This window comes from Chryseobacterium gambrini (assembly GCF_900156825.1).
Taxonomy (GTDB): Bacteria; Bacteroidota; Bacteroidia; order Flavobacteriales; family Weeksellaceae; genus Chryseobacterium; species Chryseobacterium gambrini.
In genome coordinates this window covers 256,993-277,299 of record NZ_FTOV01000003.1, presented here as the reverse complement: position 1 = coordinate 277,299, position 20,307 = coordinate 256,993, and the positions used below count along the sequence as shown (strand labels likewise).

At 34.9% G+C, this 20,307-nt stretch carries 22 protein-coding genes; 12 read left to right on the top strand and 10 right to left on the bottom strand.

Annotated elements, in window-relative coordinates:
* Positions 1 to 32: 32 nt before the first annotated feature.
* Both BW951_RS07585 and BW951_RS07580 read right to left on the bottom strand, forming a co-directional pair.
* Positions 33 to 746 carry a transposase gene (locus tag BW951_RS07585; RefSeq protein ID WP_228427525.1) on the bottom strand — a complete coding sequence of 238 codons (714 nt, stop codon included), beginning with the start codon at positions 744 to 746 and terminating at the stop codon, positions 33 to 35.
* A gap of 671 nt (positions 747 to 1,417) precedes the next feature.
* Entirely contained in the window at positions 1,418 to 1,756 is a 339-nt protein-coding gene (locus BW951_RS07580) for a Y-family DNA polymerase (RefSeq protein WP_076391442.1), read from the bottom strand.
* 76 nt (positions 1,757 to 1,832) lie between these two features.
* Between BW951_RS07580 and BW951_RS07575 the strand changes: the two genes are divergently transcribed.
* Positions 1,833 to 2,603: an XRE family transcriptional regulator gene (locus BW951_RS07575; protein WP_076391440.1), complete on the top strand. Its 771-nt coding sequence runs from the start codon at positions 1,833 to 1,835 to the stop codon at positions 2,601 to 2,603.
* A gap of 28 nt (positions 2,604 to 2,631) precedes the next feature.
* Here the strand turns inward: BW951_RS07575 and BW951_RS07570 are convergent, their stop codons facing one another.
* From BW951_RS07570 to BW951_RS07550, 5 genes are all read right to left on the bottom strand, one after another.
* Positions 2,632 to 3,753: a hypothetical protein gene (locus BW951_RS07570; RefSeq protein ID WP_139326124.1), complete on the bottom strand. Its 1,122-nt coding sequence runs from the start codon at positions 3,751 to 3,753 to the stop codon at positions 2,632 to 2,634.
* Positions 3,754 to 3,758: 5 nt separating this feature from the next.
* The gene (locus BW951_RS07565) at positions 3,759 to 4,901 is read right to left on the bottom strand and encodes a hypothetical protein (RefSeq protein ID WP_076391435.1); all 1,143 of its coding nucleotides are present in this window, start codon (positions 4,899 to 4,901) and stop codon (positions 3,759 to 3,761) included.
* A 10-nt stretch (positions 4,902 to 4,911) separates the two neighbouring features.
* Positions 4,912 to 6,159: a hypothetical protein gene (locus tag BW951_RS07560; protein ID WP_076391433.1), complete on the bottom strand. Its 1,248-nt coding sequence runs from the start codon at positions 6,157 to 6,159 to the stop codon at positions 4,912 to 4,914.
* 371 nt (positions 6,160 to 6,530) lie between these two features.
* Positions 6,531 to 8,129, bottom strand: coding sequence for an IPT/TIG domain-containing protein (locus BW951_RS07555; RefSeq protein WP_076391431.1), 1,599 nt, complete (start codon positions 8,127 to 8,129; stop codon positions 6,531 to 6,533).
* 29 nt (positions 8,130 to 8,158) lie between these two features.
* Positions 8,159 to 8,461, bottom strand: coding sequence for a hypothetical protein (locus tag BW951_RS07550; protein ID WP_076391429.1), 303 nt, complete (start codon positions 8,459 to 8,461; stop codon positions 8,159 to 8,161).
* 345 nt (positions 8,462 to 8,806) lie between these two features.
* Between BW951_RS07550 and BW951_RS07545 the strand changes: the two genes are divergently transcribed.
* From BW951_RS07545 to BW951_RS07505, 10 genes are all read left to right on the top strand, one after another.
* A complete protein-coding gene (locus BW951_RS07545; RefSeq protein WP_076391427.1) occupies positions 8,807 to 9,307 on the top strand; it encodes a M15 family metallopeptidase in 501 nt (166 codons plus the stop codon).
* 191 nt (positions 9,308 to 9,498) lie between these two features.
* Positions 9,499 to 10,536: a patatin-like phospholipase family protein gene (locus BW951_RS07540; RefSeq protein WP_076391967.1), complete on the top strand. Its 1,038-nt coding sequence runs from the start codon at positions 9,499 to 9,501 to the stop codon at positions 10,534 to 10,536.
* Between the two features lie 72 nt (positions 10,537 to 10,608).
* Complete coding sequence (locus BW951_RS07535; RefSeq protein ID WP_076391425.1) at positions 10,609 to 10,827, top strand: hypothetical protein; 219 nt, start codon at positions 10,609 to 10,611, stop codon at positions 10,825 to 10,827.
* A gap of 165 nt (positions 10,828 to 10,992) precedes the next feature.
* Positions 10,993 to 11,166, top strand: a complete 174-nt coding sequence (locus BW951_RS22690) for a hypothetical protein (RefSeq protein ID WP_175608796.1) — start codon at positions 10,993 to 10,995, stop codon at positions 11,164 to 11,166.
* 164 nt (positions 11,167 to 11,330) lie between these two features.
* Positions 11,331 to 11,969: a leucine-rich repeat domain-containing protein gene (locus tag BW951_RS07530; protein ID WP_076391423.1), complete on the top strand. Its 639-nt coding sequence runs from the start codon at positions 11,331 to 11,333 to the stop codon at positions 11,967 to 11,969.
* A 15-nt stretch (positions 11,970 to 11,984) separates the two neighbouring features.
* Positions 11,985 to 12,212: a hypothetical protein gene (locus BW951_RS23030; protein ID WP_076391421.1), complete on the top strand. Its 228-nt coding sequence runs from the start codon at positions 11,985 to 11,987 to the stop codon at positions 12,210 to 12,212.
* A gap of 6 nt (positions 12,213 to 12,218) precedes the next feature.
* A complete protein-coding gene (locus BW951_RS07520) occupies positions 12,219 to 13,952 on the top strand; it encodes a hypothetical protein (protein WP_076391419.1) in 1,734 nt (577 codons plus the stop codon).
* A 121-nt stretch (positions 13,953 to 14,073) separates the two neighbouring features.
* On the top strand, positions 14,074 to 14,994 hold the full coding sequence (locus BW951_RS07515; RefSeq protein ID WP_076391417.1) for a helix-turn-helix transcriptional regulator: 921 nt from the start codon (positions 14,074 to 14,076) through the stop codon (positions 14,992 to 14,994).
* Between the two features lie 44 nt (positions 14,995 to 15,038).
* A complete protein-coding gene (locus tag BW951_RS07510; protein ID WP_228427517.1) occupies positions 15,039 to 15,668 on the top strand; it encodes an energy transducer TonB in 630 nt (209 codons plus the stop codon).
* Positions 15,669 to 16,100 carry a nucleoside deaminase gene (locus BW951_RS07505; protein WP_076391415.1) on the top strand — a complete coding sequence of 144 codons (432 nt, stop codon included), beginning with the start codon at positions 15,669 to 15,671 and terminating at the stop codon, positions 16,098 to 16,100.
* Between the two features lie 65 nt (positions 16,101 to 16,165).
* On the opposite strand, the gene BW951_RS07500 is transcribed toward BW951_RS07505, so the two are convergent.
* A complete protein-coding gene (locus BW951_RS07500; RefSeq protein ID WP_076391413.1) occupies positions 16,166 to 16,924 on the bottom strand; it encodes a type III pantothenate kinase in 759 nt (252 codons plus the stop codon).
* Between the two features lie 146 nt (positions 16,925 to 17,070).
* Between BW951_RS07500 and BW951_RS07495 the strand changes: the two genes are divergently transcribed.
* The gene (locus BW951_RS07495) at positions 17,071 to 17,673 is read left to right on the top strand and encodes a hypothetical protein (protein WP_076391411.1); all 603 of its coding nucleotides are present in this window, start codon (positions 17,071 to 17,073) and stop codon (positions 17,671 to 17,673) included.
* 89 nt (positions 17,674 to 17,762) lie between these two features.
* On the opposite strand, the gene BW951_RS07490 is transcribed toward BW951_RS07495, so the two are convergent.
* Together BW951_RS07490 and BW951_RS07485 are read right to left on the bottom strand one after the other, a co-directional pair.
* Positions 17,763 to 19,604 (bottom strand): M1 family metallopeptidase, encoded by a 1,842-nt coding sequence (locus tag BW951_RS07490; RefSeq protein WP_076391409.1) that lies wholly within the window; start codon positions 19,602 to 19,604, stop codon positions 17,763 to 17,765.
* A gap of 135 nt (positions 19,605 to 19,739) precedes the next feature.
* Positions 19,740 to 20,204 (bottom strand): DUF1572 domain-containing protein, encoded by a 465-nt coding sequence (locus BW951_RS07485; protein WP_076391407.1) that lies wholly within the window; start codon positions 20,202 to 20,204, stop codon positions 19,740 to 19,742.
* Positions 20,205 to 20,307 lie beyond the last annotated feature (103 nt).

Here is a 20,307-nt window from a genome sequence, read left to right as displayed (position 1 = left end):
TAAACAGGTTTGATTTTAAATAAAATGCTTTGTTAGATGGCTTCAAGGCTTTGCTGATAAGATTTGAAGCCGTCTAGCCAGGCATTTGCCTGTTCTATTTTAAATCTGTTTTTGTAGAGTTTTTCATCAAAATAGTAATCATTATCTACTGTTTTTCCATTGCGGGGATTGGTTTTGATATTGCCTGTTATTTCCTCCATTTCTAATTTCAGTCTTAAATTTTCACTGTCAAATCCCGAATCTGCATTCAAAAAAAGCCCCTTATGGGAAATCTCCGCTTCGGACAAAATCTCAATGATCTCGCTCATCACATCTTCTATTTCATATAAATCGTGATGATTTCCGCTTCTGGGATCTCCCATCGAAAGCATTTGACCACGATTGTCGCAAAGAAAAATCATATTGCTGGTTTTCGCAGACTTCCTGCTTTGATATCCTACTGATTCTCCGCCCATTCTGCTCCGGGTTTGACTTCCGTCGAGCTGAACACACGACATATCCAATAACCGTTTGTTACGATTTAAAAGATGAACCCAAATATTCCTGAAACTGCCGTCCTTGCTCCACTTGTTAAAAAAATAATACACATTTTGCCAGCTTATTTTTTCTTCACCGAAATAGTCTTTTACCGAAATTTCCCTCCACTGACAACCGGTTTTCAACCGTTTTATAATGGTCTGAATTATTTTTACCAGATCAAACTTCGTAGAAAATCCTCTTTTTACTTTGCTTAAATGGGGTAAAATCCATTTCTCTATTTTATCTTTGCTAATGATTTCCAGATTATTAGTCTTTTTAATTGCAATCCAAAATTGCTAATTTTCTCGGAACTTTTTTTCTCAAATAAGTTTAAACAACTTCATGGATAAAATTATAAAAAACACCAAACATTCAGCAAAGTCAATTTAATTCTAAACTATTGGTTTAAATTATAATTTCCAGGTAAAAACTCTAATAGTTAGATTATAATCCTGCTTACTGTTTTATTCAATAACATTTTTATAACAAATAATTTAAACATATTTTCAGATGTCTTCATTAAGAATGCACAAATTCTCCTCAATCTTTGATCATTATAAAACCCTAAAAATGCACGTTTCAAACATCCTATTCATGGTTAGGTTAGAATCAGTTTCTTAGATCATCTAAAGAAATACAAATCTTAATAATATACATATTTACTTCTTTATGGCATCTTTAATTTCAGAAAACGCTTAAGAAAGTTTAATCCTTAATTTAAAGAAAACTTTTTTTAACTATCAAAAATATTGATGAAAATTTATCAGTTTGTAATAATTGCTGAATGTTTGGTGCATTTATAAATTCTAAAAAATTACCGAATCGACATATATATTTTATCAAAATATTAATATCATAAGCACGACTAAATATCAATACATTACAACCTTTTTAGCTTCTAACTTGTAATAATAATTTTCTTTTGATAATCAATTGAATACACCTCATAATCAGACTTATCCACATACGCTGTGGATATCTCTATAACACGCTGACTTTTAAAATTATACAATTCGAATTTTGCGGAAAAGCATTGTACATCATTCTCTTTAAATAATTCCTTGTACTTAAAAGCCGGAGCCGCCATCGGAATTCCCAGATCTTTAGCTTCCTTACTTCTGGACACTACACAGCCATCGTTGTTGGAAAGTACTACAACGGGCTTATTTTCAAGCTTCGGATCAAGCGTTCTTTCGCAGGAAACAAAGAAATTATTACAATCTACCAGAGCATACATAATAGTGGATTCTGCAGAACAAAATTAGATACTATTTGTATCATTTTTAGTATATTTACAGATACAATTTGTATCAATGTCGATTTTTTCAGATAACATCAGGTTTTTAAGGACTCAGAAAAATTTATCGCAGCAGGAACTTGCGGACAAAACATCAATGAGCCGCGTCCGGTATTCCAAATACGAGGATGGGCGTTCTGAACCGCCTTATGAACTGCTCATCAGAATTTCGAAGTATTTCAATATAAGTATTGATCTGCTTCTTACGGTAGATATCCGCAAATATCCGATAGAAGATGTATTAAAACTTCCGGATAACAGAATTGTTCTTCCGGTTGTAGTGGATCAATCGGGAAACAACAGCATTGAAATTGTTCCTCAAAAAGCATCGATGGGTTATTTATCCGGTTACAGTGATCCGGAATATATTGAGAGTTTACAAAGGATTTCTCTTCCGTTTTTAATTAACGGAAAGTACAGGGCATTTCCCGCAAAAGGAGATTCAATGCCTCCTTTTAAAGACGGTTCTTATATCATCGGAAAATATGTTGAAAATATTGAAGATCTAAAACCGAATAAAAGTTATGTTTTTGTGACTCTGAATGACGGTATTTCTTACAAAAGATTTAAAACCAAAAAGAAAAAAGCAATAACAGTAGCCTCAGACAATTCATTTTATAAACCTTATGATATTCCTTTGGGAGAAATTGTTGAAATCTGGCAATATGCATCTGGAATTTTTCCGGAAGATTTTGAGCCTGATAATTTTGATAATTATAATTTAAAAGATATGTTTCTGGAGTTAAGAAGAGATATTAAAGAAGTGAATGATAAATTGAAGAATTAAAACTTTATTCGGCAAATTTTTTAAATTTCTAATTAATCTGTTCCCATTGATTATTAATGCTTTGTAACCAAATCACAGAGTTTGCAGCAATAGTTGAAGTACTTCCTCCGGAAATATTATTATAAGCTGATATTGAGGGGGTATTCGTAGTCGGATTTTTAATGATATACATTCTGCCGTTACATAAACTTGCGGAAGGAAGACTTATATTATGATTTCCGCCCAAAATGACTGTGAAGTTTAATTCGGTTAATGTTAAGGATGCGGTAGTAGTAACAATCGGTAAAGAAAATGATCCTGAAATCTGCAGTGTTGAATTAGGAACACTTCCAGCCATATTAATTCCCACCCGGACTGTATTGTTCAATCCCGTTCCTTGCAGACGAAGCATTTCGATATAGGTCTGAGAGGTATAGTTGTATTTATAAAAAAGGTAAGGTTCATCGCCGTCATCTCCTACCAGAAAATCAAATCTGCCATTTTCTGATGATCCATTACTTCCAAGTTCAAAAAAATCACTGGAAGCTGCAGAACCTCTCATTCTGAAATTACCATTGCTGTCTGTAAAGAAAACTGGTTTATAGATCGTGGCATTATCTGCCTGAAATTGCAGTGCCGAATTTCCTGATGTCCCTCTCATATACATCGTAGATGCAGTTGTGGAATTATAAGGACTGGGCTTTGAACTTTCTGTAAGACCTAAAGTCTGCCTTGTTCCTAACTCAAGCATTTCGGTATTGTTGGAACGCAGTTGCAGACGCACATCATTTGTTGTGCCTAACAAACTGCTTGCCGCAGCATTTGCATTGCCCGCGAGGAACCAATTGTTGGTGGCAGCATCTGTAGAAGGCGCCCATGTATTTGTGGTACTGTTCCAGCTTAAAACCTGACCATTAGTCGCTCCCATCTGTCCCAGAGAATATGGGCTAGATGGTGTTCCGTTACCAGAAAATAGGGTTGCGGCAAAAACCGGACTTAATGCACTTACTGTACCGTTTCGCAAACCTATATAGATCTGCCCATCATCAGTTGCCCTATATAGATTGCCTTCTGCTGCCGCAGATGCGGTAGAAGCAGATGCAATACTTTCCTGTCCGAAAGAAAAGATATTTATCGCGACGATAAAAATAGCAGAATAAATTTCTTTCATTTTCATTAATTTATACGTTGCCAGTTAGTACCATCACTCTGAAGCCATAAAATGGAGTTTGCTGTGAGTGCAGTTACAGCAGTTCCTGATAAGTTTCTGTAGGAAGAAATTGCCGGAGTATTGGTTGTAGGATTTTTAATCACATACATCCTTCCTGTACAGGTATTTGCAGCCGGTAAGGTGATGGCGTGGTTTCCCCCGATGATTATTGTAAAGTGACTTTCAGTAAGTGTTAAAGCTCCTGTAGTTGTAATGGTTGAAGTGGATAGCGATCCGTTGTTCTGTAATGTTGAATTGGCTAAAGCGCCGGTATTTATTCCCACCCTTACATTGGTATTAAGACCATTTCCGGATAAGCGCATTAACTCAACAGTAGTTGCTGTAGTGCCATTGTATTTATTAAAAACAAAAGGTTCATCTCCATCATCCCCGATGATAAAATCGAATCTTCCGGCATTGGATGCTCCGCTGCTTCCCATTTCAAAGAAATCTGTTCCTGCAGAAGAACCTCTCAGTCTGAAGTTTCCGTTACTGTCTGTATAAAAAACAGGCTTGTAAAAACTTGCGCCTCCTGCTTCAAACTGTAGTGCTGAGTTGCCTCCAGTTCCACGAACGTACATCACTGATGCATCAGGTTGGTTATAAGGATAAAGCCCCGTACTGCTTGAATCATACAATCCTAAAGTCTGTCTACGCCCTACTTCCAGCATAGGGGTATTGTTTGATGCTAATTGAAGTTTTACATCATTAGTCGTTCCCAGAAAATTACTTGCTGTGGTATTTGCATTTCCGGTAATCAGCCAATTGGATGCTGCTGCAGGCGTTGCAGGCTTCCAATTATTAATGGCAGAATCCCAAGTCATAACCTGCTGGTTTGCCGCTCCGTTTTGAGCTAATTTAATAGGATTTGCAGCAGTACCCGTTCCGGAAAGTGTTACATTGTCTACAACTATATTGCCTCCCACTAATTTTAAAGTTCCATTTCGTAAGCCTATATATATTTGCCCATCATCCGTTGCTCTGTATAAATTTCCTTCAGCTGCTATTGCAAATCCTGTTGCCGTTGGTATAGTCTCCTGTGCAAAAGAATTAACAGCTGTTAAACTCAATATAACAAGGAATATTTTCCCAAAATTTAAAATTTTCATTTTTGAAGAATTACAGTTTTTCTACCATTAAAGATGATCCATTAGCGACCAGTTGAAGAGTTCTATTGGTCGTATTCCATACTTTCCCCTGTACTCTTAAAACATCATTAGCATTAAGATTCAGTATTTTAGTTACCGTTACGGTACCTCTTGGATCTGCATTATTTCTATGAAATGTAAAGCCTGAAGTTCCCGCAACATCACTTCCGTTTACCTGTAGTTTATATTCTCCTGTAGCCTGAGAATTTGTAGTTACAGATGCTGATATACGATAAGTTACCCTGTACTTTCCTGCATTGGTAATAGTGATTGTTCCTGAACCCGCAGTATAACCGCTATCTACAACTCCGGCTGTGGTTATTAACATCGTTGTAAATCCAGCTGCTGTAGCAAAAGTCTGTGTTCCTGCTGCATCGTATATTTCCGCTACACTTGAAGTAAAAGGTGTAGACCAGCTTAAGGCATTTCCTGTTCCGTTTGATGTTAAGACCTGTCCTGCCGTTCCGGGTAAAAGAGGCTGGTAAACGGTACCATCTCCCTGCAAAACAGTTCCGACAGCAGGTACTGTTGTATTTCCGGTACCTCCATTGGATGGTTTTAAGGTTCCTGCCAAGGTAACAGCTCCTGAGGTTGCAGCAGAAGGAGTTAATCCCGTAGTTCCCGCACTGAAACTGCTCACATTTGAAGGAACACTGATAGTACCATCCGCCGCTACATTTAATCCGCTGCCTATTTTTACGCCTCCGATAGAAGAAGCTGTAGCCGGATTTAGTGTAATCGTATTAGCCGTATTCGTAAGTCCTGTTGAAAAAGTTAAGGCATTCTGCTTATTATTGAAGATATTCCAATCGGCAGATGACAGATATCCATTGGCAGAAGATCCTGCCTGAGAAATTGAAAACACCCCCGTTAAATTATTATAAGCCAGCGGTGATGTTGCTGAAAAATTTGATAAAGTCAAGGAAGCACCACCTAGCTGTTTCCAAACTGTACCGTCCCAGAATATGAATCCAGGAACCAAAGTACCATCATTAGCAGTAAGATAAACCAATTGGCTTTGTGTAGTACCGGATGCATTGGAAACCTGATTTACTCTGGGAATTATTATCCCGTCTTTAGAATCTACCGCTCCTCCTAAATTTTTTCCTACTATTTCTAAAGTGGCTTTTGGAGAAGTTGTGTTAATACCTACCTGAGAATAGAGCAGATGGGTACATAACAATAATAATGCCTGGATTATTAAATAATTCTTTTTCATTTAGTGTTTTTTTTTCGTATTTTAATCAGTAATTCCCTAATTAAAAAGCAAATATACAAGAATAGTTGTAAAAAAATAAGAAACAAATATATTATTTACAAAATTTTATAATTTATAGAATGAATTAAAATATTTAAATAACTGACCATCTAATTTATATTTTTCAAAACTTTACAGTATAGATTCCAATTATTTTCCACAAATAAAAGCGTCCATATTGAGATCGGTTAAATAAAATTCATAAAAAAAACTCATTGACAAATTGTTTTCTAATGAAGCAATATTTAATTTGAATAATTTGATTTTAGGATTAGTGGTCAGGTAATAATAAAGCCCCATAACAGGGCTTAAAAAATACGTAAGTTATTATTCTATAATTTTCTTATGCTTGATATTTTAACACCTAAAGTGGCATTTGTCGTATATTGAAATGAGGTGGCAAAAATTTTAAATCTTACAGGTGTAGGCTGGTTATTATCAATAATATTTGTAGCAACACTGAAACTACCATCGTCTTTATAGATAGATGTGGTTGCAAAATTTCCTTTTTTAGAGATAATAAACTTCATATTATCATTGATTCCCACATTTACTCCGCCATATCCTCCTGTTGTAAAATAAGCATAATGAGCAGAATTATTACCTACAGTAACAGCACCTGAATTTTTTTCAGATGTAAGTGTGTCGTTAGGAGATGTTGTAATTCCGAATCCTATTGCACCACCAAAAGGATTGTAGTTTGTTCCTACTTTTGTAATAACTCCTTCAATTACAAAATCATCGGTTGCAGAAAGAAAAGACTGCATGTAATACGCTAAGAGAACAACATTGTCATTTTGTCCTGCAGCATTAAATAAATCGGCATCATATCCTATATTCAGTTCATTTGGAGTTTTTACCAGTTCATTATCAAACGGAAGATTTCCTATTGTAACTCTAGACCATACATTTCGGCTGATATCAACTTCATTTGCCGAGCTATTATCAAACACTGTCAATTTTACAGATGTGTTATAATCTGCAACTCCATTCCATAATCTTATAGTATAATCTCCTAATTCATAAGTCTGGGTATTAAATGAAAAACTGATCATATTTGCATTCACTAAAGTAACTCTGGAGTTATTAATAGTTTCTGTTACAACTCCTGATGAATTGATAATTTTGATACTGAAATTGCTTGGATTTAAATTAAGATTAGAGCCAATTAAAGTAATGAATGTCAAATTATTAGAATTAGTTGCTTTTGGAACGACTGAAGGATAAATCAGCCCCACATTCATCGCATTAGTCGTCCATCCTCCATTCATAGATGTCTTCCATGCTGTTTTCTCAGATTCAGACATTATTGTCGGAATATTCAGAAAAGGTTTTACTCCATTTGACCGTCCAATTGTTCCTGCTGCGTTTTGAGATAAAAATGTAGTGAATGTCGCATCATTGGTAACATCATTTAATCCTGTGATTGAATATTTTAGTCCTGAAGTATTTACTGTCCAGTCTGCTCCCAACGTTAAACCGGCTCCGGCTACAGAAGTTAGGGAAGAGTTCGCAATATTTTTCCCCAAATCTCCAGCTGCTTTGGGTGTACCATCTGCAAGAAGCACATAATTAGAATTAAAATATCCCATATCTACTTTCTTGTAATATTTAGCATCACTTTGCTCCTTAGTGTAAGAAGTTCCTGAAATTAATTCTCCATTCCCTAATTTAATGTCATTAGTGGCAATATTTTCAGGAATGTCATTTACTCCAAGAATTCTTTTCCAAGATTCAATATCTTCCGGAGAGAAGTCTGAAGCATCTTTATTTGCTTTAATTAATAAAGCATTCTCTAATCCATTAACAGTATGTATAGATAAAGACTCATTTTTGTGATAATAGCTGTCTATCCATTCCCAAAACTGCTCCTGAGTAGGTTTTAAACCTTCTGAAAACCAACTTTTTAATTCTTTTTTGTCTGTACTCATAATAAATAATTTGTTTTTTGTGTCTATTTTTAATTAAGATATTCCTGAATCTGAACCGTCAGTTTAGGGTGATTTTTCATGTATTGTGCAATTTTTAACCAGCTTTCCTGTTTTGGTTCATAATACTCCAATACATTATTTTGAGTATATCTCATTTTAGGAGGATACCATTCGTGTGTTTTTACAAACTTTAAAAGTTGTGTTGCCTTTTTCGTTACTAAACTTCCTCCATGCATATAAGAATGAAGAGATACCCTGTCGTACCAGCTTAAGACATTGTAAATACTGTCTAAAGCAAGTGCTGAATTTTCGTAGCTGTTACTATTTTCCATATTTTTTGATTTTGTTCATTGATATTTTATCGTTGTTTTAAGGAAACAAATCAGAGTTTTTAAGTTTCTTTCCTATTAAATTTATCCTTAATAACTAAGCTGTTTTATGTCGCAAAGATTGAAATGCGAAACGCCAAAACTCGACGTATTAAAAATTATTTTTCAGTACAGGAAAACTAAAAGTTTAAAATTTCAGACAAAAAGATTTAATATTTTGAAAAGCAACTGAATATGATCTTACTTGAATTGATCATTATCGACAACTTAAAAATTCATAAAAAATACGTCACCTTTTGGCGTTTCCGAGGTATAGATTTGTATTTCAAAATCATAAAATTTTAAATAATGGATAAAGTAAGTTTACAGAGAATTGAAAAACTTCATCCCTATGTAAGGGAAGAAGTGAAACAGATTGTGAAAGAATGCAACGAAGCATTAACGGGAAAAGCAAAAATCAGAATTACACAAGGCTTAAGAAGTTTTGAAGAGCAGGAAAAACTTTACGCAATCGGAAGAATTACTTCAGGGAAAAAAGTAACTAATGCAAAAGCGGGACAAAGCATCCATAATTACGGATTGGCAGTCGACATCTGTTTAATGATCGATGGAAAAACAGCAAGCTGGGACACTGTAAAAGATTGGGATAACGACAAGGTTGCCGATTGGTACGAATGTGTAAAGATTTTCGCAAAATACGGCTGGGACTGGGGCGGAAACTGGAAAACCTTTAAAGATCTTCCGCATTTTGAAAAGAAAAATATTGTAACAAAAAAAGGATTGGTAAAAACAAGCTGGAGAACGCTCTATAAAATGCCCAGAGACAAAGAAAATTATCCTGTATTTTAATTCTCTTTTATTTGAAAATTATTTTTTAATACGTCGAGTTTTGTCGCTGTCCCCATCTATCTTTGCTTCAGTAAGATAACATCAAAGCAATTATTATATCAAGCTAAAACCAATAGTCATTTCCCGGAAATCTATTGGTTTTACTTGTCTAAAGTTGTTAGATGTTTCTTTTAAAAAAAAGTGAAAATCATATGAAAAAGACAACCATTCTTTCTTTGGACGGAGGCGGAATCAGGGGAATTATCACCTGTATTATTCTGCGTTACATCGAAGAGCAGCTTCAGTTTTATGATAAGCCAGGCGCCAGACTTGGTGATTATTTCGACTTTGTTGCGGGAAGCAGCACCGGCGGACTGATTGCTTCTATTATTCTTTGTCCCGACGAACACCGAAAAGCAAAATATTCTATCCAGAAAGGATTAGAATTGTATGCTGAAAAAGGTGGCGATATCTTTCAGGTTTCTTTTTGGGAACGTTTGGTAAATCCTTTCGGACTTTTGAACGAAAAAATCTCTCAGGAAGCGCTGGAAAAAAATCTGAATGATTTTTTTGGAAATTTAGAATTAAAAGAATTAATAAAACCCTGTTTAATAACCAGTTACGATATAGAAAACAGAAGAGCAAAGCTTTTCAATTCCTGGAAAGCCAATCTGAGTACTGATAATTTTTATGTAAAAGATGTGTGCAGAGCCACTTCGGCAGCACCTACATATTTTAGTCCGGTTCAGATAAAATCCATGTACGGACAGATTTTCAGCTTAATCGACGGCGGAATGTTTGCGAATAACCCGGCTTTGTGCGCGTACGCAGAAGCAAGAAAAATTCCTTTTGCAGAAGTTTTGAAAAATCATCAGAAAGCCAATCATCCGAGCGTAAATGATATGATTGTTGTTTCCATCGGAACAGGCATCGAGGCAAGATCTTATTCTTTCAAAAAACTGGAAAAATCCGGAAAAATCGGCTGGGTGAACCCAATAATCGATATTTTGATGTCTGCCAATGCCGAAACAGTAGATTATCAGCTTTCTCAGATGTTTCAGACTTTAGGACTGAGAAATCAGAAAAATTATTACCGGCTTAATCCTTCATTAAAAAATGCTTCTCCTGCAATGGATAATGTAAAAAGATCGAATATTGAAAATCTTATACAGGCGGGATTATGTTATATCGACGAAAACAGAGAAATCTTAAACCAGATAGTACAAAAACTAATTAAAAATAAAATATAAGCTTTAAACCTTATAATAAATCAATATAAGCTTTTTTAATTATATTTAAATAATAACTAATCATTATCAATCATGAAGACAATATTTACATTTCTTATACTCAACATTCTATCTTTCATTGCCGGCTGTTTTATTTTTTACTTTTTATTCGATTGGTTCAATCCTCCGGTTACAGAAGACGGACATCCATATATGCCGATTGAAAATGTAATATGTTCGGTAATCGCTGCTTTTGTCTCTACCATTCTATTTTTCATCTTCATCAGAAAATATATTGTAGAAAAATTTTAATTTTTTTTGAAAATAATAAATAATACGTCAAGTTTTGACGTTTGCCACTTCTACATTTGAAATATAAAATAAAACAGAGCATAAAAACAATTAAAACAAATTTTGAACTCAACATTTACGATAAAAACATATTCAATTTTTAACGCCAAATACAAAAAAAACAAAATGAAAACACAACATCATTATTCTGACATTATCTTCGATAGAAACCGTTACACCATTGAATGGAGCGACATTGAAAATGCTGAAACAGATTACGATAATTATCTTAATGACATCGAAACCTCTTGCGACGGATTTTTAAAAATGATGACCTTTAAGAAAATATATATCAATTAATTTTTAAACACATCTAGTTCTGCCGCTGTTCAGCAGTCTGGTATACTACTATTCTTGTTTCGTTTTTCTAAATTCTTCATTTTTCAAATGTTGAACAGCCGGAACTGTGTTTAAAAATCATCATCAAAACATCTATAAATCAATAAATAAAAATTACATATATTATGATAACAAAAGAAGAACTAAAACTTTACTTTGAAAAAGGGGATCAGCCCACACAAAATCAATTCTGGGAATGGATGGACTCTTACTGGCATAAGGAAGAGAAAATTCCGCAGGATGCCGTTGAGACATTTGAAAAAGTAATTCCCCTTTTTGATGAAGATAATTTTATCGGTCCCGGAATCAAATTAACAATACCCTTAAATACAAAAAAGATTTTAATATCGGCATACCTATATGAAGGATTTAATTATCAGATAGCCAAAGTCATTTTTAACGAAGGCTTAGAAGAAATAGGACAATTTGCATTCAATGGTCAAAATATCAAGATTATTAAAACTCCCTTATCTCTTAAATCTATCGGATCTTATGCTTTTTCCAATCAGGGAAATCAAAGGGGATCAGGTATCTTAGAGCAAATTATCTTGAATGAAGGATTAACAACAATTGGGGAATATGCATTTAGTGGTTCAAAAGCAAAAGTTGAAGACTTATATATACCAAACACTGTACAATCAGTAGGACAAAATGCTTTTTATATCCCTTCATTAAAAACAGTCTCTGCACCCGCCGGTTTAGATCTTAGCACCGCAGGAATTCCTGCAACAGCGGTAATTACTTACAGAGACTTACAAGAATAACTTTAAAATTAAAAAATGACAACAAAAGAAGAACTAAAACTTTACTTTGAGAAGGGAGACCAGCCTAAACAAGAGCATTTCTGGGAATGGATGGATTCTTATTGGCATAAAGAAGAGAAAATCGATTTGGCTTCTCTGCCAGATATAATTGATACCTCTGAATTTGCAACCCTAACTTACGTGAACGAAAAAATTGGAGCAGATGACGGCGGAGTCTGGATCTTTCCGGATAATTCAAAATAATCAATTATGAAATTTAGAGAAATTATAGTAAAAAGTATAAATATTGCAGAAGGCAATTATACTAATAATCAAGACGAAATTAAATCTTTTGAGCCCCTTGAAATATATCTGGTTCCGAGAAAAGAAGGATCACACGAACGTTTTGTAACCGATAATAATGGAATTATTTCAAAACAATCTGCTGACAGCAGTGATACATTTGATAACATAACCAATAGAGGAAACTCTACAACAAAGAATGAAATCGTTTTGGCTTCTGCAAAAGGAAGATCTGCCGCACTTGGATTTAATGAAAAAACTTCCGGATATTATTTTGGTGATATGAATCCCGAGCATACCGGAAGTAATAATTTAGGTTTCGGGATCAATACTTTAAAAAAGTTAAGCTCAGGATCCTATAATACCTCTGTCGGCTGTTATAGTCTTTCTGAAGTCTCAGAAGGAAGCAATAACACAACCCTTGGATACGCTACTGCATATCAGCTAAATAGATCATCTACAAATGTATTTATCGGTCATTATACAGGATTTAATTTAAGATCAGAAATATTAGAATCGGATTTAGCAAATATTTCTCCCGCAGCAGCGGCCTATATGAAAGAACAAGTTGCGTTATCGGGATACAATGGTACATCATTTAATTCTTCTTTAAACACTTATGTGGGTGGGGTTATCAATAGTAACGGAAGTACTCCTGTAAGAGCAGCCATGTCAACTATTATCGGAGCGTCAACTTTAAATAATACGTTATACAGAAATTTTAATAATATTGTAATTGGTGCAGGAAATTATATGAGGACAGCAAACTCTGCGATGAATAACTCAATCATCATTGGTAACTGCATTAATTTACCTAATCAGGTAGATGCTTTGGTAATTGGCTCAAATAAATCGCGCAGGATTAATTCATCGGAAGCAATTATATATGGAGAGCTGCCCAATAACAGACTATCTATTAACGCTCCTTTAACAATCCCCTCTCAATACATGCCAAATGCTCAGGGAAGTTCCGAGTTTTCCAAAAATATCGTAGCAAAACCAGACGGTACTTTTGGATGGGAAAACAAAACGGAATATATACCCTTTACTGGAGCAGATTCTACAAAACCTGTTACCGGAGATATTTTTATAAAAGACTCTTCTAATTATACGCAACTTACTTCACAATATATTTTTAGCGCAGATAATTCTGACACTGGAAGTCTACTCGGTTCTGATGGTATAAAATTTATTGAAATCGGTTCAGATGTTGCGAGCATATCAAAATCAGGTATTGTAACTCAAGGAGAATCATTTACCATTACTTGTAACAAACCAAAATCAAGAGGGCTCACTGGATATTATGATTACACAGATAATATAGACGAGCTAGATTATGTACAAAAGAAATATATTGACAAAAAATCATCTTACTCTAAAACAGAAATCAAAACAAACGGTAAATGGATTAATGGAAAAACAATTTATACAAAAACGGTATTTTATGATGAAATTCCCCAAAACGGCATTATAGAAATTTATAAAGATTTTGAGAATATAGAAACAATAATTTCCAATCAGATGTTTACAGAATGGTGGGCAAACGAAATTGCTTTTGCAGGAAACCAATGGAATGGAGAACTTTTCATAAGCATAAATCAAATGCTAGTAAAAATACTAAATGTGAAGATTCCAAATTCTGATTATTCTAAAATTGATTCATTTACTCTTACTTTAGAATACACTAAATTAACTGATTAACAAAATACTGATTCAAATTTATGCGAATCACAAATTAGATTCAGAATTTATTTTATAAAAAATAAAACACGACAAGTTTTGTCGCATTAACCGCATATATTTGTGGTAGAAACTTTTAGCAATGAAAAAAGATTTTTATCTTACAAGATACGCTTTAATTATAAAAAGATTGGAAAGTTCTCCGGCTACCTATTCGCAGCTGGAAGAGTATCTGCTTAACTCCTTTGAATTTCAGGATGCAGGGATTAAAGGCTACTCTATCCGTACTTTGCAAAGAGATATCCGGGAAATTTCAGATCTTTTCAATCTCTCCATTCATAATAAAAAGAAGGGAGACAACCGTTATTATATTGAGAGCCGCCCGATTATGGAAGTGGATGAATACAACCAGAAATTACTGGAGTCTTTTCAGGTAAGCAACGCTCTGAATCTTCATCCTGATTTTTCTAACCTTATCTTTTTCGAAAGCAGAAAGCCGACGGGTGTTGAACATTTTTATGATCTTTTCTTTGCCATCCGAAACAAAAGAATTGTTTCCTTTGAGCACTACAACTATAAAAATAAACTGATGACTTCCAGAAAAGTTCATCCGTTGGCTTTGAAAGAATCCAAAGACAGATGGTACCTTATTGCTATTGATACCAAAGATAAAATGCTGAAATCTTTCGGACTAGACAGAATTAATTATCTGGATGTTTCTAAAAATAATTTCAGGGAAAAATACAAATACAATTTCAGAGAACACTTTAAAAATGCCTTTGGTGTGATGAATCTCGCAGAGCAAAACCCGCAAAAAATTGTTCTGAAATGCAGCAGACATCAGGGAGAATACATCAGAAGTTTTCCGCTTCATCAGTCTCAGAAAGAAACCAAAGAAACGCCGGAAGAAATATTTTTTGAGTTTTTCCTGCATCCTACTTACGATTTTATGCAGGAAATTCTTTCCTTTGGAAAAGAAGTTCAGGTAATTGAACCTAAAGTTTTAGTTGACGATATCCGCAAAAATCTTCAGGAGTCTTTAAACAGGTATCTTGAAAGCTGAAACTTATCAAGATTTTTTGATTACATTTACATAAATATATCAAAGTGAAATCTTTTTTTGTTTTTCTTTTTTGCTGCGTTTTTTCTTTCTGTTCTTCGCAACAGACCGATGAATTCAAGCTTATTAAAAACTATTATAACCAGCATCGTTCTATGCTCAGCAAAGAGTTTAAGAAAAAATTTGATGCAGAGACAGATAATTATCATAAGGCATCCATAAAGCTCGATTATATGCTTTTCATGCAGAAAATGGACAGTGTAGAAAATGTCGCGCTTACCGGAGCTTTATTAAAAACCAAAAACCTTGAAGATCTCAGCAAATTAAAATTACTGAAAACTTTGTCTCCCGAAGCTCCTGCGCCTCCCTCGGTAGTTATTGATAAAATGGCAGATTATCCCGGAGGAATTAATGAGCTGCGAAAAGAAGTAGCCCATCTGTTTTATCTTGGCGGTGTATATTCTGATGTAAAAACTGTAAAAACTAATGTGGCTTTTATTGTAGAAAAAGATGGCAGCATCAGCAATGTTCAGGCAGAAGGAGATAATTTCACATTCAACAGACAGGCAGAAATCGCTCTTTATTCTGTTTCACAAAAGTTTTCTCCGGCTATCATCAATGGTGGTCCGGTACGATATCGTTTCCGGCTTCCTTTAACCATGAATATTGAACCATAAATGTTTACCGACGAATATTTCATGAAAATGGCTCTTCATGAAGCTGAAACCGCGTTAGAAAAAGATGAAGTTCCTATCGGATGCGTAATAGTTTCCAATAACAGGGTGATTGCGAGAGCCCATAATCTTACTGAAACCTTAAACGATGTAACGGCTCACGCAGAAATGCAGGCAATAACTTCTGCTGCCAATTTTCTGGGCGGAAAATATTTAAGAGACTGTACACTCTATGTCACAATGGAACCTTGTGTAATGTGCTCCGGCGCATTGTCGTGGTCACAAATTTCAAAAGTTGTCATCGGGGCAAGAGATGAACAACGGGGGTTCATCAATAAGAACCTTTCTCTTCACCCCAAAACAGAAATCGTTACAGGTATTTTAGAAAATGAATGTTCTTTAATTGTGAAAGAATTCTTTAAATCTAAAAGATGATATAAAAGTTGAGGTTTAGGATAATATTTATCAATCGTTTTTTTAATCTGAACCTCAACCTTTTACTATAAATTTTTTCCCAGAAAATATAACCCTTTCAAAGTATGCAATCTGTCCATAACGTGAATCTTATCCGTTAGAGGCTTGTAGACATGAGAGACTCCGCCGGTTGCCACCACAAAACAATCATCGTTTACCTCATCGTTTATTCTGTCTATAAATCCTTCTACCATTCCCAGAAATCCGTAGACCATTCCGCTTTGCATACAGGTTACCGTATCTAAACCCAGAACGGTTTTTGGCTTTACCAGCTCAATTTCCGGAAGCTGAGCGGTCTGGCTGATCAGAGAATTAAGTGCAGTAACGATTCCCGGAGCGATAATTACTCCCAAAGTTTCTCCGCTTTCTGCAACACAGCTCGCCGTGAGTGCAGTTCCGAAATCCAGTACAATTTTTTTTCTGTCGGGATACATATTATGAGCCGCAACAAGGTTTGCATAAATATCAGTTCCCATCTGTTTAGATTTTGCCTGAACTTCGGAAGGCGTACTTCTGTCAACAATCACAGGATGAATATCATGAATCTTTTTTATCGCTGCACTCATCACTTTTGTAAGCTGAGGTACAACAGATCCGATAATGACTTTACTGATTTCTGCAGGCTCAATTTTATAGGTCTGATACAGCATCAGCATTTGTACGTATAATTCGTCTGCCGTTCTGTATGGTTTTGTATTAATTACCCAGGAAATATCACAGTTGTCTTCGTTAAAAAGTCCGAATCTGATATTGCTGTTTCCTATGTTTATTACAATTGACTTCATTTATTTATTTTCAAAAAGATGGAAATCTCCGATTAATTTTAAGGCATTAAATTTACTGATTTTAGTAAAACTACGGTTTAGATTTTCTTGTATTTAAGAAACAATTATTTATATTTAAACCTAAAATCACTTCAACTCAAATTTTCATGAAAAAACTGATTCTGCTATTTTTATTTCTTTCGGGAATTAACGCTTTCTCACAAACTGCCGCCGGCGCAAAAGAAGTATTTGAAAAAATAAAAAAAGAAGCAAAGATCGACGGAAGCGATAAGACGGTTTACCATATTCTGGACGAGTTCTACAACAAGAGCTTACAGGCTGAAAATGATGAAATGACCACGGAAACCATTGAAAAAATCCAGAGTCTGCTTTCCGATCCTTCTACAAAAAACATTCACCTGCTGATGTTGTTTTTGATGTATCAACAGCATATAAGCCAGACAGCAATGGTTGGCAAAAAGCCTAATTCTGAATTTCAGGTAGAAACAATGAAGATATTGAATAGTGAATTTCAAAAAATATACGGGAAAATTCCTGCCATCATTTATATTTATACTTATGAATCTTTGGACAGTGCAAACAAGAAGGACGAAGCTAAAGCAGTTGCTGCGAAGGGTTTAAAAGAATATCCCGATTCTGTTCCTTTAAAAGTTTATCATTATCTCAATACCAATGATGAAGCCCTAAAAAACGATTTGGTTAAAAATCATTCTAACCACTGGATGGTAAAGCAATTTGGAATTCAATAAAAATTCACTTTCAATTATCACGTAATATCGTATAAAAAAATCCCTGAAAAAACTCTTCAGGGATTTATTATGCTTCATTAAATTTAATTCTATTTCACCTCAACGAAATTATCCGCCATATTAACATCAGCAAGTCTTTGGCTGAAATCTATTCCTAAAACCGATAACTGTGATTTTGTATAAGGAATGGTGATGGAGTATTCTTTCTGCGTCCAAGGCCAGTAAGGCATTGTTTTGAATTCTCCGTAAGCATCTTTTTCCTTCCACGTATGCGTCATGTTCATAGGAATCTGATAATTGATTATTTTTTTGTCCGTAGTTATAACACTGAAATCAATCGGCATCGGAACCTGTCCGTTATTCACCAAAGTAATAGTAGTAGATTTTGTATCGTATTTTACGTCTTTGATTCCGTAATCAATTGTTTTTGTGGTATTGATCCAATAATTCTGAAACCATTTAAGATCCATACCCGAAACTTTCTGGGCAATATGTAAGAAATCTCTGTCTGAAGGATGTTTTAGCGCCCATTGATCGTAATACTGCTTCAATGTTTCCGCAAGATTCTGTTCCCCCATAATGTAACCCAGCTCAACCAGATACAATTCTCCTTTTACATAAGAAGCATACGTATAGGAAGTTCCGTTATCATGATGATCTCCCAACCAGATTGCCGGTTCTTCGATACCTTTTTTTACAAAATTTCTGTAAGCATTTAAAGAATTGGCAAAAGGATTCGGAAGTTCTTTTGCAGGAGGAAACAACTGATTCATCACATATCCTTCCGCATAACTTGTAAATCCTTCATCCATCCAGGGACGCATCGGTTCATTGGTCGCAAGAATTTGCTGATACCAAGAATGCGCTCCTTCGTGAGCCATTAATCCCATCAATCCTTCAATATCATTTGCTTCACCTAAAATCATGGTACACATTCCGTATTCCATACCTCCGTCTCCTCCCTGAATGAAAGAATATGTCGGATAAACATATTTGCCGAAATGGGAATTCATCAACTGATAATATTTTGTGATGTAAGGCTGTGCTTCTTCCCAGACTTTTGTTTTATCGTTATTCTGATATACTAAAAAAACTTTCGGACCTTGCGGAACGTCAAAACTTTTTACGATATAGTCTTTATCTGCAGCCCAGGCAAAATCGAGGATATTTTTAGCGCTCCATTTCCATGTTGCTTTATTTTTATCTGCTTTAATTTTAGCATTAGCATCATACCCTTTTACTTCAGAAGGATTTTCCAGAATTCCTCCTGCTCCGATTACATACTCTTTATTGATTTTAATGGTTACATCAAAATCCGAGAACGGCGCGTGAAATTCTCTTCCGATATAATCAAATGTCGCCCAACCATCGTAATCGTATTCTGCGATTTTCGGATACCATTGCGTCATCGTCATATCCACTCCTTCCCTGTTATTTCTTCCGCTTCTTCTGATTTGCTGCGGAATTACCGCATCCCATTCTAAAGTAAATGTAGTGGACGAATTAGGTTTAATCGGTTCCGCAAGATAAACTTTCATTACCGTCTCCTGAACTTCAAATTTCAGTGTTTTCCCGTTCTGTTTGATCCAATGGATATTTTGCGCCCCTTCCTGATCTTTCGGGATCGAAGCCAATCTTGAAACACCATCTTTCTGAAGTCTGGAATCTCCGTTTTTTCCTTGTCCTGCAACTCTTTGATCCATCATCGAATTGGGCTTAAAAGCATTCCAGTACAAATGGAAATAGACAACATTAAGTTCGTCCAGAGAGTTATTTTTGTAATCTAAGGTCTGGTTTCCTTCGTAGGTAAACTTTTCAGCATTCACATCAATATCCATCTTGTACTTCGCACTCTGCTGATAATAAGCTCCCTGCTGAGCATGAAACTGTGAAATGATAAATGCAAACAGGATTGCAACCGATTTTTTCATTTAAAATTTTATTTTTTCTAAAGATAAGTATTTAAAAATAATAATCTATTTAAACACGAATATCACTAATATTCACACAATTTTAAGCACAAATAAAAATTCGTGTGATTCGTGAAAAATTAGCGTCATTTGTGTTTAATTCAACAATTTTTTAATCAAAGTAATCTGTCCCAGATGATAATAGCAATGCTCAATCATGCCATCTATATTTCTGAGATAGGTTCCATATTTTTCGTCTACAAAACCCTCGTTCATTTTCGAATCGGGCATTTTCTCCAATAAATCTGCGAACTTTTTGGCATCGCTTAAAAATTTACTTTTCAGGTTCTCCCACTGTTCCGGAGATTCAATCGGAGGTAGGTCGAAGCTGAATTGATCTCTGATTTCCAAATCGCCACCTTCAAAAACGATAATTAAACCGGCAATATAATAATCAATATGAAAAGTAAGCATTGCGATTGTATTTAAGGAACCAACTTTGGCTGTTGCCTTTTCCCAAGAAACATTGGAAAGCTGATCTTTAAAGTTGGTATTGGCAATCCATAAACCATCTAATGTAACCTCCCGGAATCTTTTGGCTAATTGTGCTGCTGAACTCATTTGTTTTAATTTTTCTTAAAGATAAATGTTCTTAAACACAAATTCCACAAATAAAAAACACAATTTTAGGCACAAATAAATTTAGTGAAATTCGTGTGGAAAA